General features: G+C 73.4%; 17 protein-coding genes. 13 read left to right on the top strand and 4 right to left on the bottom strand.

Annotation, left to right across the window (positions count from 1 at the left end):
* The first annotated feature begins 112 nt into the window (after positions 1-112).
* A complete protein-coding gene (locus tag ACLQ29_RS24950; protein WP_425773896.1) occupies positions 113-517 on the top strand; it encodes a DoxX family protein in 405 nt (134 codons plus the stop codon).
* A gap of 75 nt (positions 518-592) precedes the next feature.
* Here the strand turns inward: ACLQ29_RS24950 and ACLQ29_RS24945 are convergent, their stop codons facing one another.
* Together ACLQ29_RS24945 and ACLQ29_RS24940 are read right to left on the bottom strand one after the other, a co-directional pair.
* A complete protein-coding gene (locus ACLQ29_RS24945; RefSeq protein WP_425773895.1) occupies positions 593-2,338 on the bottom strand; it encodes a DEAD/DEAH box helicase in 1,746 nt (581 codons plus the stop codon).
* A 93-nt stretch (positions 2,339-2,431) separates the two neighbouring features.
* The gene (locus ACLQ29_RS24940; protein ID WP_425773894.1) at positions 2,432-3,307 is read right to left on the bottom strand and encodes a hypothetical protein; all 876 of its coding nucleotides are present in this window, start codon (positions 3,305-3,307) and stop codon (positions 2,432-2,434) included.
* 132 nt (positions 3,308-3,439) lie between these two features.
* Here ACLQ29_RS24940 and ACLQ29_RS24935 point away from each other — a divergent pair, with 132 nt between their 5' ends.
* From ACLQ29_RS24935 to ACLQ29_RS24915, 5 genes are all read left to right on the top strand, one after another.
* Positions 3,440-4,591, top strand: coding sequence for a histidine kinase (locus ACLQ29_RS24935; RefSeq protein WP_425773893.1), 1,152 nt, complete (start codon positions 3,440-3,442; stop codon positions 4,589-4,591).
* The gene (locus tag ACLQ29_RS24930; protein ID WP_393370620.1) at positions 4,588-5,193 is read left to right on the top strand and encodes a response regulator transcription factor; all 606 of its coding nucleotides are present in this window, start codon (positions 4,588-4,590) and stop codon (positions 5,191-5,193) included. Before ACLQ29_RS24935 ends, ACLQ29_RS24930 begins: the two co-directional genes overlap by 4 nt.
* Before the next feature lie 53 nt (positions 5,194-5,246).
* On the top strand, positions 5,247-5,765 hold the full coding sequence (locus ACLQ29_RS24925) for a 2'-5' RNA ligase family protein (RefSeq protein ID WP_425773892.1): 519 nt from the start codon (positions 5,247-5,249) through the stop codon (positions 5,763-5,765).
* Between the two features lie 8 nt (positions 5,766-5,773).
* The gene (locus tag ACLQ29_RS24920; RefSeq protein ID WP_425773891.1) at positions 5,774-6,589 is read left to right on the top strand and encodes a hypothetical protein; all 816 of its coding nucleotides are present in this window, start codon (positions 5,774-5,776) and stop codon (positions 6,587-6,589) included.
* A 110-nt stretch (positions 6,590-6,699) separates the two neighbouring features.
* Positions 6,700-6,903: a hypothetical protein gene (locus ACLQ29_RS24915; RefSeq protein WP_425773890.1), complete on the top strand. Its 204-nt coding sequence runs from the start codon at positions 6,700-6,702 to the stop codon at positions 6,901-6,903.
* Between the two features lie 64 nt (positions 6,904-6,967).
* Here the strand turns inward: ACLQ29_RS24915 and ACLQ29_RS24910 are convergent, their stop codons facing one another.
* Positions 6,968-7,600 carry a hypothetical protein gene (locus tag ACLQ29_RS24910; protein WP_425773889.1) on the bottom strand — a complete coding sequence of 211 codons (633 nt, stop codon included), beginning with the start codon at positions 7,598-7,600 and terminating at the stop codon, positions 6,968-6,970.
* A 217-nt stretch (positions 7,601-7,817) separates the two neighbouring features.
* On the opposite strand from ACLQ29_RS24910, the gene ACLQ29_RS24905 reads away from it, so the two are divergent.
* The 3 genes from ACLQ29_RS24905 to ACLQ29_RS24895 all read left to right on the top strand — a co-directional run bounded on the left by ACLQ29_RS24905 (position 7,818) and on the right by ACLQ29_RS24895 (position 10,556).
* Positions 7,818-8,561: an ArsR/SmtB family transcription factor gene (locus ACLQ29_RS24905; protein WP_425773888.1), complete on the top strand. Its 744-nt coding sequence runs from the start codon at positions 7,818-7,820 to the stop codon at positions 8,559-8,561.
* Between the two features lie 139 nt (positions 8,562-8,700).
* Complete coding sequence (locus tag ACLQ29_RS24900) at positions 8,701-9,735, top strand: cytochrome P450 (RefSeq protein ID WP_425773887.1); 1,035 nt, start codon at positions 8,701-8,703, stop codon at positions 9,733-9,735.
* Positions 9,732-10,556: an isocitrate lyase/PEP mutase family protein gene (locus tag ACLQ29_RS24895; RefSeq protein ID WP_425773886.1), complete on the top strand. Its 825-nt coding sequence runs from the start codon at positions 9,732-9,734 to the stop codon at positions 10,554-10,556. The genes ACLQ29_RS24900 and ACLQ29_RS24895 overlap by 4 nt, the downstream gene beginning before the upstream one ends.
* A gap of 8 nt (positions 10,557-10,564) precedes the next feature.
* Here ACLQ29_RS24895 and ACLQ29_RS24890 read toward each other — a convergent pair whose 3' ends face one another.
* Positions 10,565-11,242, bottom strand: a complete 678-nt coding sequence (locus ACLQ29_RS24890) for a PIG-L deacetylase family protein (RefSeq protein ID WP_425773885.1) — start codon at positions 11,240-11,242, stop codon at positions 10,565-10,567.
* Positions 11,243-11,441: 199 nt separating this feature from the next.
* On the opposite strand from ACLQ29_RS24890, the gene ACLQ29_RS24885 reads away from it, so the two are divergent.
* The 4 genes from ACLQ29_RS24885 to ACLQ29_RS24870 all read left to right on the top strand — a co-directional run bounded on the left by ACLQ29_RS24885 (position 11,442) and on the right by ACLQ29_RS24870 (position 17,884).
* On the top strand, positions 11,442-12,401 hold the full coding sequence (locus tag ACLQ29_RS24885) for a DUF5715 family protein (RefSeq protein ID WP_425773884.1): 960 nt from the start codon (positions 11,442-11,444) through the stop codon (positions 12,399-12,401).
* A gap of 4 nt (positions 12,402-12,405) precedes the next feature.
* Positions 12,406-14,007, top strand: coding sequence for an asparagine synthetase B family protein (locus ACLQ29_RS24880; protein WP_425773883.1), 1,602 nt, complete (start codon positions 12,406-12,408; stop codon positions 14,005-14,007).
* Positions 14,008-14,055: 48 nt separating this feature from the next.
* Positions 14,056-14,886 (top strand): MerR family transcriptional regulator, encoded by an 831-nt coding sequence (locus ACLQ29_RS24875; RefSeq protein WP_425773882.1) that lies wholly within the window; start codon positions 14,056-14,058, stop codon positions 14,884-14,886.
* 304 nt (positions 14,887-15,190) lie between these two features.
* On the top strand, positions 15,191-17,884 hold the full coding sequence (locus ACLQ29_RS24870) for a fibronectin type III domain-containing protein (protein ID WP_425773881.1): 2,694 nt from the start codon (positions 15,191-15,193) through the stop codon (positions 17,882-17,884).
* The last annotated feature ends 29 nt before the right edge of the window (positions 17,885-17,913 follow it).

The raw sequence follows: 17,913 nt of genomic DNA, 5'->3' as shown, positions 1-17,913 counted from the left end.
CCGCCGTCATCGGAGACGGCGGGGGTCCTGTGGTACGCGGGGTGAGGTCTACTGTCTCGCTTGAATCCTCAACTACCTCTCCGCCGCGAGGCGGTCCCCTGGAGGAACCCCCGTGAACCTGGTGCTCTGGATCATCCAGATCCTGCTCGCCGCCGTCTTCGCCGGCGCCGGCTTCGCCAAGCTGACCCAGCCCAAGGACAAGTTGCGCGAGCTGATGCGGTGGGTGGACCCGGTCCCGCCGACCCAGGTCAAGGCGCTCGGCGCGGTCGAGTTGCTGGCCGCCGTCGGGCTGGTGCTGCCTCCGCTCGCCGACATCGCCACCGTGCTCACCCCGCTCGCCGCCGCCGGGCTGGTCATCGTCATGATCGGCGGCATCTCCGTGCACCTGCGCGACAGGAAGCAGCGCGACACGGCGGCCGAGCGTCGCACGGAGATCCAGGGTGCGATCACCTGCGCGGTGCTGCTCGTGCTCGCCGCCGTGGTGGCCTGGGGCCGGTTCGGCCCGTACTCCTTCTGATCCGTTGCGCCGGCGACCGTCGTACCCTGGCGGTCGCCGGCGGCGTGTTCAGGCCGGCGGTCGCCGGCGGCGTGCTCAGCGCTCGTCGCCCCCGCGGTCGCGGCGCACGGTCGCCTTGCGGCCCTTGATCGTGCTCTGCCGCAACCCGGAGATCACCTCGTCGGCCACCCCCTGCGGCACCTCCACCAACGAGAACCGGTCGGCGATCTCGATCGAGCCGATGTCCCGGCCACGGATCCCGGTCTCCCCGGTGATCGCGCCCACCAGATCCTGCGGGCGCACCCCGGCCCGCCGGCCCAGGCCGACGAAGACCTGGACGGTGTTGCCGCCGCCCGAGCGCGGCCGGCCTCCGCCCCGCCGGTCGCCGCCCCGGCCGCCGCTCTCCGGTCGGCCCTCGCGCGGACCGCGCACCGGGACCTGCGGGATCTCCTCCTCGTCGTCGGAGCCCGGCGACGTCACCTCGTGGGCCAGCTTCACGGCGGCGAGGGCGACCTCCATCAGGTCGAACTCGTCGGTGAGCGTCTCCACGATCACCCGGTACCCGTCGAGGTCGTCCTCCAGCAGGCTCTCCCGCAGCGCCGCCTGGGTCAGCTCCAACCGCCGCGTCCGCATGTCGGCCACGGTGGGGATCTTGTCGATGGTGATCCGTTGGCCGGTCACCCGCTCGATGGTCTTGAGCATCCGGTGCTCGCGCGGCTCGGCGAGGGTGATCGCCACGCCCTCCCGGCCGGCCCGGCCCACCCGACCGATCCGGTGCACGTACGACTCCGGCGCGGACGGCACGTCGTAGTTGACCACATGGGTGAGCTGCTCGACGTCCAGCCCACGGGCCGCCACGTCGGTGGCCACCAGCAGGTCGGCGGTGCCCGCCCGCAGGCGGCCCATCACCCGGTCGCGCTGCTCCTGGCTCATCCCGCCGTGCAGCGCCTCGGAGCGGTAACCCCGCCCGTTCATCGTCTCGGTCAGCCGGTCGACCTCTTCCCGGCTGCGGCAGAACACGATCGCCGCGGTGGGCGACTCCACGTCCAGCACCCGGCCCAACGCGGCCGGCTTGTGGGCCCGGGTCACGATGTATGCGCTCTGCCGCACCCGGGGCGCCTCGCCCGCGACCGTCTGCTCCCGGCCGATCTCGATCCGGACCGGTTCGCGCAGGTGCTGCCGGGCCATCCCGTCGATGCGCGACGGCATGGTGGCCGAGAAGAGCACCGTCTGACGCTCCGCCGGAGCGTGCTCCAGGATCGCCTCGATGTCCTCGGCGAAGCCCATGTCGAGCATCTCGTCGGCCTCGTCGAGCACCACCGTGGCCAGCCCACCCAGGCGCAGGGTGCCCCGGGCGATGTGGTCGAGGGCCCGCCCGGGGGTGGCGACCACCACGTCGACACCGTTGTCAAGTGCCCGCAGCTGCCGCCCGATCGGCTGCCCGCCGTAGATCGGCAGCACCCGGGCGCCCAGGTCCTTGCCATAGCGGTGGAACGCCTCGGAGACCTGCACCGCCAGCTCCCGGGTCGGCACCAACACCAGCGCGACCGGGTCACCACCCTGGCGGTGGGCCGTCATGAGGTTGAGCAGCGGGAGCGCGAACGCCGCCGTCTTGCCGGTGCCGGTGGCGGCCTGGCCCAGCAGGTCCCGACCCTCCAGCAGGGGTGGGATCGCCTCCCGCTGGATCGGGGTCGGCTCCTCGTAACCGAGGGCGGACAGCGCGCCCAGCAGCTCGGGACGCAGCCCGAGCTCGGTGAAGGCGTACACCTCTTCGGCGTCGGCGGGGACGGCGTCAGTCGGTGCGTCAGTCGGTGCGTCGTGCTGTGCAGGTGCGGAACTCATGTGCCAAGCCTTTCATTACGCCGTCCACGCCGCTGCGCCGACCGCCACAAGTGCGCGATCGGCGCCCAGCGGCACCCCACAAGGTCGCCCCCGTCAGACGGCGCCGGTCAGGATTGCCACGATCATGATGCCCCCCAGCGTGACGTCGAGCACGCCGCACCACTCGGCGTACCCGCGTGGCACCACCCGGCCGGTGCGGTGGTGGACCAGGTCCCACCCGCCGTGCACCAGCCAACCGAGCGCCACCAGCCACGCCGCCGTCTGACCCCCGACCGCGACCGCGGTCAGTGTCAGCGCGACCCAGACGACCAGGCCGACCAGTTGGGTGGCGAGCACGCCCGGCCCGCGCAGGGTCCGTCGGGCCACACCGATCAGCAGGTACCCGCTGGGCAGCACCAGCATCGTCCACGGGCTGAGGATCCTCGGGTCGACCCACAGTTCCACGGTCATCAGCAGCGCCAGCCCGGCCGGCCAGCGGCGGGCCAGCGCCACCACGGCCGGATGCCGGCGTACCGCCACCGGCGACTCGTGCCGATGACGCACTGCCACCAGCACCATCGCCGGCACCATCAGCAGGTGACCGCCGAGCACCAGGGCCTCGCCGTCCAGCCGGCCGGCCCAGAACGGCACGAGCACCAACAGGAACGGCACGTACATCGCCGCGGCCATCTCGACGACCCCACGCCAGTGGTGCGCCCGGTAGCGCATCCACACCGTCATCCCGATCGTCATGTTCGTGGCCATCACCAGCGCGGCGACGTCCGGCCGGCCCAGCGTCCCGCTCAGCCCGAGCGGGGCGCCGGCCGCGTCCCACAGGGGCCCGAGCAGCAGCATCCCGACGACCATGGCCAACGCCATCTCGGCGAGATGCCACCACAGCCGCCGCGTGCCGGCGCCGGGCGCGGCCGGCGACGGCGACGGCGACGGTACGACGGGGCTGCTGTCCGCGTACACAAGTGTGTTTTCCATGCCGTTGACCCTGCCGGGGTCCCGGCGCGGTCGGCAGGCGCGTCCGTCACCGGAATCCCGCGCGGATCGCACGGTCCGACCATGACATCTCGCAGGGGTGGACCGAGCGCCGGGCGGTCCTAGGATCGGTGCGTGACGAGCGAGGTGGTGACCCCCCGGGCGGACCGCCGGCTGCGCCGGGCTCGGCGGGCGACGCTGCTGTCGCTGGCCACCGGCGTGTGGGCGGGCGTCCTGCTGCCCGCGGTCGGCCTGACCCGGGAGCCGTCCGCCGGCCGCGTCGTGCTCGGCGCGGTCGGGATCCTCGTCTTCGCGGCCACCCAGACCGCTCTGCTGTACGCGGCGGTCACCCCCTGGCTCGCGCAACGGTGGCGACGTCGTGCCCAGCTCGGCCTTGTCGTCGGGGCGGCGCTGACCGTGCCGTTGGTGGCCCCGGTCGCGGCCGGTGCCTGGCCGACCTGGGCGTGGATCGGGGCCTCCCTGGTCGGGATGGCCCCCTTGCTGGTAGCCCTCCCGGGCGCGCTGGCGGTCACCGCCGGCACCCTGCTCGTGTCGGCGGCGGTCGCCTGGTGGACCGGCGGATCCGTGGGGCGGTCCCTGGCCGTGACCGGCGGCGTCGGGGTGGGTGTGGCCGCGGTCAACTGGTTCCAGGTCTGGTTCTGGGACCTGCTGGTGGAGGCTCGGCAGGGTCAGGCCGCCCAGGCCCGGCTGGCCGCCGCCGAGGAGCGGCTGCGCTTCGCCCGTGACGTGCACGACCTGCTGGGGCACAGCCTCACCGTGATCGCGCTCAAGGCCGAACTCGCCGCGCGGCTCGCACCTGTCGACCCGGAGCGGGCCGGGCGGGAGGCCGCCGAGGTGCAACGGTTGGCCGCCTCCGCGCTCACCGAGGTCCGCGAGAGCGTGCACGGCTACCGGGCCGTCGACCTCGGTGAGCAACTGGCCGCCGTGGCCGACGTGCTGCGCTCCTGCGGGGTGCGCTGCACGGTGCCGTCAGACGTCGACCTGCCCCAGCCGGCCGCCACCGAACTGGCGGCGGTGCTGCGCGAGGCGGGCACAAACGTGCTGCGGCACAGCCGGGCCGAGTGGTGCCGGATCCACATCGACCGGAACGAGAACGGGGCCAGGATGACAATCGCCAACGACGGTGCCGACGACAGCGGCCCGGACGCGCACAGCCACGGCCTGCGCGGCCTGGCCGACCGGCTCGCCGCGGCCGGGGGAGAGCTGCGGGTCCGCCGGGAGGGCAGCGTGTTCACCCTTGAGGCGACCGTGCCGGTGACGTCGTGATCCGCGTCCTGCTCGCCGACGACGAGGACCTGATCCGGGTCGCGGTCGCCGCGCTGCTCGGCCTGGAGCCGGACATCGACGTGGTGGCCCAGGCCGCCGACGGACCCACGGCGGTGACCGCGACGCTCGCGCACCGCCCGGACGTGGCAGTGGTGGACCTGGAGATGCCAGGTCTCGACGGCATCGCGGTGGCCGCCGAGCTGACCCGGGTCCGTCCGGAGTGCGCGGTGGTCGTGCTGACCGGGCAGGGTCGTCCCGGGCACCTGCGGCAGGCGCTGACCGCCGGGGCGCGCGGCTTCGTGCCCAAGGGCTCGCCGGGCGGCGCGCTCGCCGACGTGATCCGCCGGGTACACGCCGGCGGCCGGTACGTCGACCCGTCGCTGGCCGCCGACGCGTTGACCCTGCCCGTGTGCCCGCTGACGCCTCGGGAGCTGGAGACGCTGCGGCTGGCCGAGTTCGGCGCCCCGGTCGCGGTGATCGCCCGCCGGGTGCACCTGTCCACCGGCACCGTCCGCAACCACCTGTCCGCCGCCGTTCAGAAGCTCGGCGCGGCCGACCGGGCCGAGGCCGTCCGCGCCGCCCGGGACAACGGCTGGCTCTGACCGCGGTCGCGATCCGTGCCAACCACACCGGCCGTCCGGGCTAGCGTGGGCGCGTGCGTACGGTGGAACTGGTCTGCTCGCCCGGGTTGGAGACTGCCGTCCGGGCGGTCTGGCAGCGATTGGCCGCCGCCGGGTTGCCCAGCCTGGCGCGCAACATCCACCCGACCAATCGGCCGCACCTGACCCTCGCCGCCGTCGACGAGTTTTCGCCCGGGGTCGAGGACCGCCTGGCCGAGGTGTTCGACGCCGGGCTGCCGGTGCCGGTCGCGCTCGACCGCGTCGTCGTCCTCGACGGCAGCGCCCCGCTGGTCTGGCTCGTCCGGCCGACGCCGGCGCTGACCAGGCTGCACGCCGCCGTCTGGGACGTCCTCGCCGAGGCCGACGGACACCGCCCGTGGCACGCCCCGGGGGTGTGGGTGCCGCACCTGAGCCTGGCCCTGCGGTTCCGCGACGCGGACCTGCGGGCGGCCCGTGGCGTCGCGGGTGGGCAGCGCCCGACGGGTGACTTCGACGCCGCCCGCAGCTACGACGGATCGGATCGGACGGTGACGCCGCTGACCCGGCTCCGCTAAAGTTCGGCGTGTCGTCGGCGGAGCGGGGGTTCCGGGTGCGGGATGTCGGTTCCCCCGACGTTCAGGTGCGTGACGGGGCTGTCCCTGCGCAGTGCTGCTTCTGCGGCCGGCTGTCGCTCGGCCTGTCGGGTCAGGATTTCTACCTGGCGCCGTACTTCCTCGGACCGGACCGGTCCGGCACCGACGACCGGTACGGCCAGTGCCACCTCAGGTGCCTGCGGGAGTCCGGCCTGGCGCGCCGGTGGGCGAGTGGCGCCAGTGACTACTTCTGCCGACGGTGGCCGGACTGGACGGGTGTGCGCGGCGACGCGTGGCGGGTGCACGTCAGCCCGCCCGGGAGGACGCTCGTCCTCTGGTCGGCGCACGGGTGGTTCGCCGACCTTCCGTTCAGCGCACTGCGGGCCGGCGACGCGCCAGCGGCGGTCGGCCCGCCGGGCGAGGGACGGGTGCTCCTGGGCGTCTCGTCCACAGTGGGGTTCGAGGGCGGCCCGTACGAGAGGATCTTCGCGGGGCTCGGCGGCGGTCAACCGGACCGGATCGACCTGCCGACGCTCCTTGCCGACCTGGACAGCGCGGATCGGGTGCTCACGCCGCACGTGCTCCGGGGCGGCTGGGTCGAGCGGGTCACGTCCGAGAGCCGCACGGTGTCGATGCCGGCCGAATACCAGGCGCGGCACGCCGTCGAACTCGACGCGGATCTGGTCGACGCCTGCCGGACGGCCGTGCGGGCCACGGTGGGCTGGCGGCAGCGGCGGCGGCGATGGCCCGGGCCCACGGATCGCACTTCCGAAGCCGGACGACAGCAGGGATCATGGTCGCCATGAACGCTCCGGACACTGAGTGGATCACCATCGCGGCCTATCCGAACACCAGGGGTTGCCCGCAGCCGATGGCCGCCGTCCGCGCTTGACTACGTGATCGGGGCATCGACTGGATGCCCTTCCTGTCGGACGCGGTCGCCGTCGACCTGACCTGTGGCCTTGGCGATGACGGCCGCTGGCACGGCTGGGTCGGCGTCCGTGTCCGGGCTGCCGCGCTGCGTGGACTCGGCCTGCACCCGGACCAGGCGAGCGCGGCGGCCACCAACCCGAGCCCGCCCGCCTGGTGGCACGCGGACGCGGAACGCCGCGCCCGTTAGGCCCGCGGCGCGGACCGTCCCGGGTGCGTTGTCGCGGGCGAGCGGGCCCGGCAGGTGGCCGGGCTCAGTTGCTGCTGCCCCCGCCGTCCCCGCCCCCGCCGTCGCTGAAGTCGCCGCCGCCCGAGCCACCCGCGCCGCCGGCGTAGCCGTGGCGGCCGTCGAGGAAGGGCAGATCGCCGCGGATGCCGCCTGGCTTGGGCCGCTTGCCGAGCCCCGCGAGGTGTTGCAGGCAGACCCGTTCGGCAACCGGGAAGCATTCGCCACGGCCTCCGCAGTCGGCCAGGTAGCGCCTGCCGCCCGGGATGCGAAGCTCGTCGTCGACCCGGAACAGCAGGGGAAGGCTGGTCGGGCCACCGTCCTCGTCCCGGCGTGCGTGGTTCAGCGTGGCGAGCAGCAGGGTGCGGCGGCCGGCGTCGGTCGGGTCGTCGCTCGTCGCGGACCTCGGCTGGTGGTCCAGAGGGTGCCCGAACGCCGCGTCGCAGAAGGTGGCGTAGTCCTGCGTGTGCAGGGTCAGCGCCTGCCACAGGTCGCCCACGACCACCGACGGCATCGCCAGCTTCGGACCGCTCTGGCGGACCGCCAGCCGGAACCACTGCCGGGTCGCGGATTCGACGACGGCGATGTCGTCGTCGCCGAGATGGGGGTACTGGTTCCGGAGCTGCTCGCGGGCGCTGGCCGGAAATCGCAGATCGGCCACGGCGCGGAGTCGGCGCGGGGTGCGGGCGCTTCTGAACGTCGTCCAGTTCATGCGGCTGCTTCCATCCGCCCAGGCTGTGGGCGCTAGGGCCCCGACTTGCCGAAGTGGCGTCGTGGCCCCTTCAGAGTAGGGCGGCAGGCAAGCGCGTCACCATCCCCGGCGGACCGCGCCGGACCCGGGTGGTCGGCGCGTCGCTCGTCGGGGCGATGATGGCGGCATGAGTGCTGGCACCGAGGGCCGGGCAATGGCCGAGTTGGCGGCCCTGCTGGCCGACGGCACCCGGGCCGGCATCTGCGTGGCGTTGCTCGACGGTCGGGCCTGGACCGCCGGCGAGCTGGCCCGGCGCGCCGGTGTCGCGCCGTCGACAGCCAGCGACCACCTCACCCGACTGGTCCACGGCGGCCTGCTGGTCGAGGAGCGGCAGGGCCGCCACCGCTACCTGCGGCTGGCCGGGCCGTCGGTGGCCCAGCTGATCGAGGACCTGGCCGGGCACGCTCCGGCCCCACCGGCACCGGCCGGGTCGTTGCGCGCGGCCACCGTCAGCGCCGCCCTGGCGTACGCCCGGACCTGCTACGACCACCTGGCCGGGCGCTTGGGCGTGGTGATGTACGACGCGCTGCTGGCCGACGGACGACTGGACCGCTCCAGCGGGTTGACGGTGACCGCCGAGGGTTGGGCGTGGGCGACCGAGCTGGGCGTACCTGTGGGTGCCCTGCGCGCCGCTCGACGCCCGGTGGTCCGCGACTGTCTGGACTGGACCGAGCGTCGCCCGCACCTGGCCGGAGCGCTCGGCGCGGCGCTGTGCGCCCGCTTCACCGACCTGGGCTGGATCACCCCGGGCACCGGCCGCGCGGTCCGACTCTCCCCGGCCGGCCGCGCCGCCCTCGCCGAAACCCTCGACGTCCCCGCGTCCACCCTCGCGCCCACCCCGCCCCCGGCACCGGCGAGCGGCCGCGCCTGACCCGCCGGCCAGCGAGCGGCAGCGCCTGATCCGCCGGGCGGCGAGCGGCCGAACCTGACCCGCTGGCCGGGGAGCCGGCCGCGCCCCGGGGCGGGATCGTTCGGCGGGGACCGAAGGGTTCGGGTTCTACCGTCGGGCGGTGACTGACACCTGGCCCGACATCGCACCCGCCGCCGGAACACCTGCGTGCGGCCCGCCGTCGTTCGCGCCGGAGCGCGGGTGGTGGGTGACGCGGCACGCGGACGTGCGGGCGGCCCTGACCGACCCGGCCTTCCAGGTTCCGGTGGTCGCCGGCGGTCCGCCCGGCACCCTCGACTGGCTGCGGGCCTCGGTGAGCAGGTTCAGCTCGCCGAGCCGGCACGCCGAGCGCCGCTCGATCGTGGTCACCGCGCTCGACGCGCTGGACCCGGACGAGCTGCGGCAGGAGGCGGCTCGGCTGACCGGCGCCGTCCTGGACCGCGCCGGTGACCGCCTCGACGTGATGCGTGAACTGGCCCGGTCGGTGCCGTTGCGGGTGCTGGCCGGGCGACTCGGTCTCGTCGACCCGGTCGCCGCCGGGACGGCGGTCGCGGTCGTCGCGGCGGCGTACCACCCGGGGGTTGACGTGGCTCTGGTGCGGCGGGCCGACCGGGCGGTGGCGACGCTGCTGGCGGTGCTGCCGCCGGCCGCGCCGGAGGTGCGCGCGAACGTGATCGGCCTGCTGGTCCAGGCGTGCGACGCGAGCGCCGGCCTGATCGGCGCCGCCGCCCACCACCTGCTGCCCCGGCCCGGCGGCGACGCGTCGGGCGTGGCGCGGACGCCGGAGCTGCTGGCCGAGGTGCTGCGGCTGGATCCGCCGGTACGGGCGACGCGGCGGGTCACCGCGAGCGCGGTGCGACTGGGTGGGCGGGAGCTGCCGGCGGACAGCCGGGTGCTGCTGCGCTTCGACGCGGCGAACCGTGACCCGGCGGTGTTCGCCGAGCCGGCGGCGTTCCGGCCGGGTCGCCCCGACGGTGGCCTGCTGACCTTCGGGGCGGGGGAGCGCGGCTGCCCCGGCGACCGGCACGCCCTGGCCCTCGCCACCGGGGTGCTCGACGTGCTGCGCGACCGCTGCCGGCGCACCCGGGCCCCACTGTGCCACGAGCCGCACCCGACCCTGGCGGTGGCGAGGACCCTGGAGGTGAGCGTCCGATGACCGACAGGCGTGCGGAGTTCCGCGCCCTGCATCACGGCGGCCGACCGCTGCTGCTGCCGAACGCCTGGGACCACGCGTCGGCGGCGGCCCTCGCGGCGCGCGGCCACCGGGCAATCGGCACCACCAGCCTCGGGGTCGCCGCGACCGCCGGGCGACCCGACGGCGTCGCGGCCACCGCCGTGGAAACCCTGGCCCTGACCCGCCGCCTGGCCCGCCTGCCGGTGCTGCTCAGCGTCGACGTCGAGGCCGGGTTCGGTGACGACCCGGCGGCGGTCGCCGGGTACGTGGCGGAGTTGGCCGGGCTGGGCGTGGTCGGGATCAACCTGGAGGACGGGCGCGCCGACGGCACGCTCGCCGATCCGGGCTGCGTCGCCGACCGGGTGGCGGCGGTGAAGGCGGCGGTGCCGGACCTGTTCGTCAACGCCCGCGTCGACACGTGGTGGCTCGGGACGCCGGACCCGTTGCCGCAGACCCTGGCCCGCGCCCGTGCCTACCGGGCCGCGGGGGCGGACGGGATCTTCGTGCCCGGCACCGTCGACCTGGCGACGCTGCGCGTGCTCACCGAGCGGATCGACGCTCCGCTGAACGCTCTGTACCAGCCGGGCGGGCCAACGCTCGACGAACTGGGCGGGGCCGGGGTCGCCCGGGTCAGCACCGGCTCCCTGCTGTTTCGGGCCGCACTCGCCGCGGCCGTCGCCGCCGCCGACGCGGTCCGCGCGGGCGCTGTCGTCGCCCCGTCAGGATTGCCGTCGTACGCCGAGGTGCAGGGCCTGGCCGCCGGTCGTCGTCCGGGCCCGCCGCAGGCCGGCCAGTTCTCATGAAACAGGCCTCAAGCCGGTGCGGGTCGCCACAGGCCGACCTCGAAGGCCTCGCACAGCCCTCGGTCGCGGCCTGCCACCTGTGCCCACCACCGACTCTTGACCCGTAGGTACTCCTCTGCCATGTAGTCCCGGTCGAGGATCTGCCGATACGCGGCGAGCGCCTCGATCTTGGCGCACCAGACGTTCGTGACGTCCACGAAGAAGGTCGGGCGGAAGTCGGTGGTGGCGAAGGTCGGGTGGCCGAGGAGGAGCATCGTCGGATGACGGCTGCGGCTGACGGAGATCCGCACGGCGTGGCAGATCGCGTTGTGGTCCTGGTTCTGCCCGCCGCCGGGGCCGTGGGTGATCACGACATCCGGGCGGCGAGCGTCGATCAACGCGTCCGTGATGGTGACCAGGTCCCCGTCGGTACGCAGGTCGTTGGAGGCCAGGTCGCCCACTTCACCTGATGCCCCGAGGATCTCGCAGCAGGCGTCGAAGGCCTTGTCGCGGCCCTGCCCCCCGCGCGACAGGGAGGCGACGTGGACGTCCATCCCGGCCTGGGTCATGCGCGCGATGGTGCCGCCGCAGAGCAGCGCCTCGTCGTCCGGGTGCGCGACGATCACCAGGGCGGTCCGCAGTGTGGTCGTCGCGAAGGGATTCACCGCGCGAACCGTTTCGTTCGCCGTCATCGAGGTGGAAGCCATTGACGAAGTATGGCGGCAATCTGTCAGCGTCTGATCACGCGCTGGTACGGCCCGTGCCACCGTTCGGCGTAGTCGCGAGCGTGAGGTCCCGCTCTCTTAGGGGTGAATCGGAGGATTGTTCGGTCCATCCCGGTCCGGCTGATTACGGTGTGTTCAGGGCGATCCACCCAGTGCCGTGAGCGGAGAAGGGACCCCCGTCATGCGAGTGCCCAGCCGTAGTCCGGGACAACAGCCCGTCTCGCCCACCGCGCCGCCCCGCCGCCGACCCTCCGGCCTCACCCCGCGCCACCGGCCTGCCGCCGAGCCCGACCTGGCCGCCTACCGGGCCGCCGTCGCCGACCTGCTGGTCGAGGTGGGCGCCCTGGCCGACGCGGCGAGCACCCGGGCCCGTCAGGTGCTCATCGACGAGCGGTTGCGGGAGCCGGCGCTCGCCGCCGTCCTCGACGCCACCCCGCAGGGCCTGCTCGGTGCGCGCGAGACGCTGCTGCTGGAGATGGCCCGCTACCAGCCCAACGAGCGCACCTCGGCGCGTGACCTCGGCGCGCTGGTGCGGATCTACCTGCTCTCCCGCATCGACGTGCTGTGGTGGCAGGACGCCCCGACGTTCGTCACCGACGACCAGGTCAACGGCAGCGCCGAGTTGGTCGACCTGGAGTGGCTGCGCCGCCGCGACCTGCTGAGTTTCCGCTACCAGGTGCAACCCGCGACCCTGCTGGGCCGCGCCGCCCGCGGGCTGCGACGTCGACTGCAGCCGGACGCCACCCCGCAGACCGCCGGGCTGCTGTTCCGGCGCGCCCGCCGGGAGGTGGTGGCGCTGCTCAACGACCTCGCCCGGGAGTTCGCCGCCGCCGCGCCGCCGAACACCCCGCCGCTGTGGGTGACAAGCCTGGTCCGCAGTGCCGAACACCAGTACCGGCTGCGTCGGCTGGGTTACGCCGCGATGCTGCCCAGCGGGCACTGTCTCGGCTACTCCGTCGACGTCGAGCTGAACTGGTTCGAACGGTTCGGCGCGCGGCAGGCGCTCGCGGACGTGCTGCTGGCCCGGCAGGACGCCGGCGAGATCAACGTGATCGACGAGGGGCAGGCGTGGCACCTGTGCCTGGCACCCGCCGCCCGCCGGCGCCTCCGCCGCGCGTACGAGGCCGAGATGGGGGTCTGAGCCGGTGTGCGGCATCGCCCTGAGCATCGGCCCCGAGGCCGACCCGGCGACCTTTCGCCGGATGCTCGCCGTCCTCGCCCCGCGCGGCGAGGTCACCGAGACCCGGTCCGAGCGCGGGCTGCTCGCCGGCACCCGCCGCCTGCGCGTCGTCGACCGGGACCGGGCGGTGCAACCGTGGACCTCGACCGACGAGCGCTGGCTGCTCTGCTTCAACGGCGAGATCTTCAACTACCGGGAGCTGCGCGCGCAGTTGACCCGTCTGGGCCAGGCGTTCCGCACCGAGAGCGACACCGAGGTGCTGCTCGCCGCGTTCCAGCAGTGGGGCGAGGCGGCGGTGACCCGACTGCGCGGCGAGTACGCGTTCGCGGCCGTCGAGCGGAGCACCGGCCGGGCCTACCTGGCCCGCGACCCGCTCGGGGTCAAACCGCTGTACTGGTCCCGCCGGCCCGGCTGCCTGCACCTCGCCTCCGAGGTCAAGGCGCTCGTCGGGCACGGCGCTCCGATCGTCGAGGTGCCACCCGGGCACCACGGGTGGGCCGAGGCGGACGGGCACGTCCGCCTCCACCCGTACGTCGACCTGCTCACCATCGGCGCGGGCCTGCCGGTCATCGACGACCCGGACGAGGCCGCCCTGCTCGTCCGTGCCGCGCTGAGCGACGCCATCCGGATGCGGGTGGAGACCGACCTGACCGTCGGAGTGGTGCTCTCCGGTGGGCTGGACAGCTCGCTGATGCTGCGCCAGGTGCGCGACATCCACCCGGACTGCGTCGCGGTGACTGTCGGCGTCGCGGACAGCCCCGACGTCGCGTACGCCCGGCGGCTCGCCGCCGACCTGGACGTGCCACACGTCGTGGTCGAGCTGCGTCCGCGCGACATCCGGCTCGCCGACGTGCGCGAGGCGATCCGGATCTCCGAGTTGACCGAGTACGGCGACATCATCAACGCGGTCGTCTCGGTGCCGATCTTCCGCCGCCTGCGCGATTTGGGCGTCAAGGTGGTGCTGACCGGCGACGGCTCCGACGAGCTGTTCGGTGGGTACCCGATGTACCACCAGGTCGGGCCGGCCGCGGCGCGTCGGTTGTTCCTGCACCGGATCCGCAACCTGTGTCGCACCGAGTTGCAGCGGGTCGACCGGGCCGCCATGGCCCACGGGGTGGAGGCGCGGGTGCCGTTTCTCGACCTTAGCGTGGTGGAGTTGGCGATGCGACTGCCGTTGAGCCTGAAGCTGCGCGACGGGCAGGAGAAGTGGATCGTCCGGCGGGCGTTCGCCGACGTGCTGCCCGACTACGTCCTGCGCCGGCCGAAGAACCCGATGTCGTACTCGTCGGGGCTGCACGAGCGGGTCCGGCTGTACAAGCCGCTCTTCGCCCGGCTGCACCGCTCCTTCGGCTACGACCTGCAGGAGCCGGTGCGTCGCGACTTCGACACCGTGCTGAGCCGGTGTGGCAACGACCTCGACCGGGCCATCGCCGACGGGCTCGACCGTCCCGACTACACGGTCCTGGAGCACGCCCGCGACCTGGTCGGCGCCGCCAGGTGGAACGCCGCGCCGATGGTCCGCCGGTTGGTCGGCCCGCGGCCGGCCCGCCGCTCGTCGGTCGGTTGACCCCACGCTTGACTCTGACACCGTGTCAGGGACGAGCGTGAGGGGACCATGTTCACCATCGGAGACTTCGCCCGACTGGGCCGGGTGTCGGTGCGGATGCTGCGTCACTACGACAGCATCGGGCTGCTGCGTCCGGCCGTCGTCGACGCCCACACCGGATACCGGTTCTACCGCGCGGACCAACTGCGCCGGCTCAACCGGGTGATCGCCCTCAAGGAGCTGGGCCTCACCCTCGAGCAGGTGCGGGTCATCGTCGACGACGCCGTCGACGTGGTCGAGCTGCGCGGGATGCTGCGGCTGAGGCGTACCCAGTTGGAAGAGCAACTGGCCGCGGACGCCGCCCGGCTGGCCGCGGTCGAGGCGAGGCTCCGGATGATCGAGTCGGAGGGCACGATGAGTACGCAGGACGTCGTTCTGAAGGAGATCGCGCCGGTGCGCGTCGCGGAGCTGACCGCGCTCGCGGCGAGCTACCAGAGCCAGGACATCACGCCGGTGATCGGTCCGCTCTACCCGGAGTTGTTCCGCCGGCTGGCCGACGCCGGGATCACCCCGACGGGGCCGGCAATCGCCTGGTACGAGCCGGCCGCGCCGGGCGACGGCGACGCGGTGCTCGTGCACGCCGGGGTGACCGTCGCCGTCGGCCTGGCGACAGGTGCCGATGTCGAGGTACGCGACCTGCCCGCGCTGGGCGCCGCCGCGACGATCGTCCACCACGGCGCGATGGACGACGCCGACCAGAGCATCCAGGTGCTCGCCCGCTGGATCGACGACAACGGCTACCGCGCCGACGGCTTCGCCCGCGAGCTGTACCTGGACTACTGCCCGGACCAGCCGGAGCAGGGCGTCACCGAGCTTCAGCTCGCGGTGCGCCGGGACTGACCGAGGCCCTGCCGTCGCGTCCGCCGTCAAAAGGACGCGACGGCAGTCGCAATTCGGACAGCCTCCGCCCACGGCTGGACACTTTCCCCGCCCGAATGTGGCCTGACCTGGGAAAACTGGTAGGAGTGAATAGAGATTCGTCACTCAATACGCGAAAGCCATTCCGTGAGTGACGGTCGGATCTCCGCCAGTCGCCCTGCGGCCGGGGGCAGTAGGCGCGTGGCCGCCGAGGACCATCAGCTGGTCGCCTGTCTCCTTCCCCGTCCGCGGTGGCCCTCATCCCCGGGAGAGGGAGAAAACATCAATGTCCCCAGTGCTCCGTGCCCGTCCACGGGCCGTCACGGCCTGCGCCGCAATCCTGGCGCTGTTCGTCAGCCTGCTCGTCGCACCCACGGCGGCCTCGGCCCGCGCCCCGAGTCGCACCCCCACACCCGTGTCGGCGCCGGTGACAGCGCCGGCCGTCACCATGGAGCGGATCGCCGCGGCGGCCGCCCCGGCGCAGCCACCGGCCGCTCCGGCCAAGCCGACCGCCTCCTGGCGGGCCGGGACGGCGACGGTGAACTGGAAGGCGCCGGCTGACCGCGGCTCGGCCCTCACCGGCTACCTGGTCACCGCGTACCGCAACGGCAAGAAGGCGAAGACCGTCACCTTCGACGCGTCGACGACCACCCAGAAGGTCGAGGGGCTGACCGCCAAGGGCACCTACACCTTCACTGTCGCCGGGAAGAACGCCGAGGGCGTCGGCCCGGCCAGTAAGCCCTCCACGGCCGCCAAGATCATGGCGCTGCCGAGCGCGCCGACAATCATCGCGGTCACCGCCGACACCGCCACGGCCCTGCTGAGCTGGACGCCCGGCCCGAACGGCGGCTCACCGATCACCGGCTACATCGTCACCCCCTGGGTCGGCGGCAATCGGGGGCCGGCCCAGAGCTTCGGGGCGGCGACCACCAACACGGTCACCGGGCTGTTCCCCACCACCGCCTACCGGTTCACGGTGGCGGCCCGCACCGCCGAGGGCATCGGCCCCGAGTCCGCGCTGTCGGACGAGGTGATCGCGAACGTGTCGCCGACGCTGCTGTTCAACCACCCGAACGACGCGACAGTCGGGATCGCGTACACCGCGACCCTGAACATCACGCACGGGGTGCCGCCGTACGTCTGGAGCGTCGACTTGGGCACCATGCCCCCCGGCATCGCCCTGAACCCCGTCACCAACGGCATCTCGGGCGTCCCGACCACCGCCGGGGTCTACCCGGTGGTGATCCGGGTCGTCGACTCGGCCGGCGAGACCGGCACCCGGCTGATCACCCTGGTGGTCAACAAGGCGCCGCTCCTGGGCTTCCCGGCGCCGCCGCTGGGTGAGGTCGACGCCCCCTACTCCGACCAGCTCAACGTGATCGGTGGCACCGGGCCGTTCACCTGGTCGCTGCCGGCCGGGTCGCTACCGCCCGGGCTGATCCTCGATGCCACGACCGGCCTGCTGTCCGGCCGGCCGACGGCGGTCGGCGCGTTCCCGTCGACGGTCCGGGTGACCGACGCCAATGGCTTCGCCGCCGAGCAGGCGATCCGGATCCTGATCCAGCCCAAGAGCGTGGCCACCCTGAGCGTGTCCACGAACGCCACGTTCTTCGGCAACTCGGTGCAGTTCCAGGTCATCGTCGGCCCCGGCGTCGCCGAGGGCAGCGTCACGCTCATCGACGAGCTGCCCAACGGGGTGGAGACCCCCCTGGGCACCTTCCCGCTGACCCTCAACGTGGCCACCTTCCAGATCTACGTGCCGGCGTTCGGGCACAACCAGTTCCGGGCGCAGTACGACGGGACCGGCCCGCTGGGCGAGTCGGTGTCCAACGAGGTCGTCATCGAGGTCTCGGCCGCACCCCGCCAGGTGGTCATCGACCAGTTCGCGCAGTCCGGCATCGGCGGCATCAACGACCAGTTCGTCTCGATCGTGAACGGCACGGCGATCAACCTGCCGATCGCCGGGTTCAAGGTGGAGGCACCCGGTGGGCTGTCCATCACCATCCCGGGCAGCGCGCGGCCACTGCCGCCCAAGCGGGGCTACCTGATCGCCGCCAGCGACTACTCCCTGTTCAACATCCAACCCGACCTCATCGTCCCCAGCCTCGGCCAGGGCGGTTTCCGGCTTGTCGCACCGGATGGGGCGGACACCGTCACCGACCGGGCGGGCTCGACGGCGGGCTTCTCCGAAGGCCCACCACTGCCCGCCTTCAACTCGCCGCCATTCGTCCCCTTCGCCTGGAACCGACTGCGGATCGGGGGCAACCTGAAGGACACCGCCAACAACGTGGCCGACTTCCGACTCGTCGCCACGGTAATCGGGCCGATCAACGGGGTTCCGTCCACACTCGGCAGTCCCTCACCGCAGAACACGCTGGGCACCTACCAGCAGAACGCCGCGGTGCAGTCGACGCTGTTCGACCCGAACGTGGCCGTGTCGGCCGCGCCGAACCGGGTCCGCACCGCGAACAGCCTGGTGATCCGGCGGACGCTCACCAACAGGTCGTCCGCGCCGATCACCCAGGCGCGGATCCGGATCACGTCGCTGAGCGCGCTGAACGGCGCGCCGTACCCCGGTGGGTCGTCGCCGCAGGTGCATTCCAACCTGCGGTTGGTCAACCCGACAAACGCGACCACGTCGATCACCATCAGTGACGGCCGGACGTTGCTGGTGCGCAACCTGGCGATGGACACGCCAGCCACCAGCCCGCCGGGTGGCGGTTTGGGCACCACCCTGACGATCCCCATCGACCTGGGTGGGCTCGCACCGGGTGCGTCGATCCACATCGCGTTGAGCTTCGCGGTGGACACCCCCGGGTCGTGGTGGGTGGCGTACGACGTGGACGCCATCGGCGGGGGCGTGGTCCCGACGGTGGCGCCATCGGCGAAGGGCACCAAGGCGACCAAGCAGCGCGCGGCGGACGCCAAGCGGCTGAAGGAGTCGCAGAAGGTGACGATCGACAGCGGCACCTTCCGCTGACGCTCACCGAATAGGGGTGCGGGTGGCGC

The sequence above is a fragment of the Micromonospora sp. DT228 genome, assembly GCF_049841595.1.
Lineage (GTDB): Bacteria > Actinomycetota > Actinomycetes > Mycobacteriales > Micromonosporaceae > Micromonospora.
Note: the sequence above shows the minus strand (reverse complement) of the source record. Positions and strands in the feature narration are given on the sequence as shown.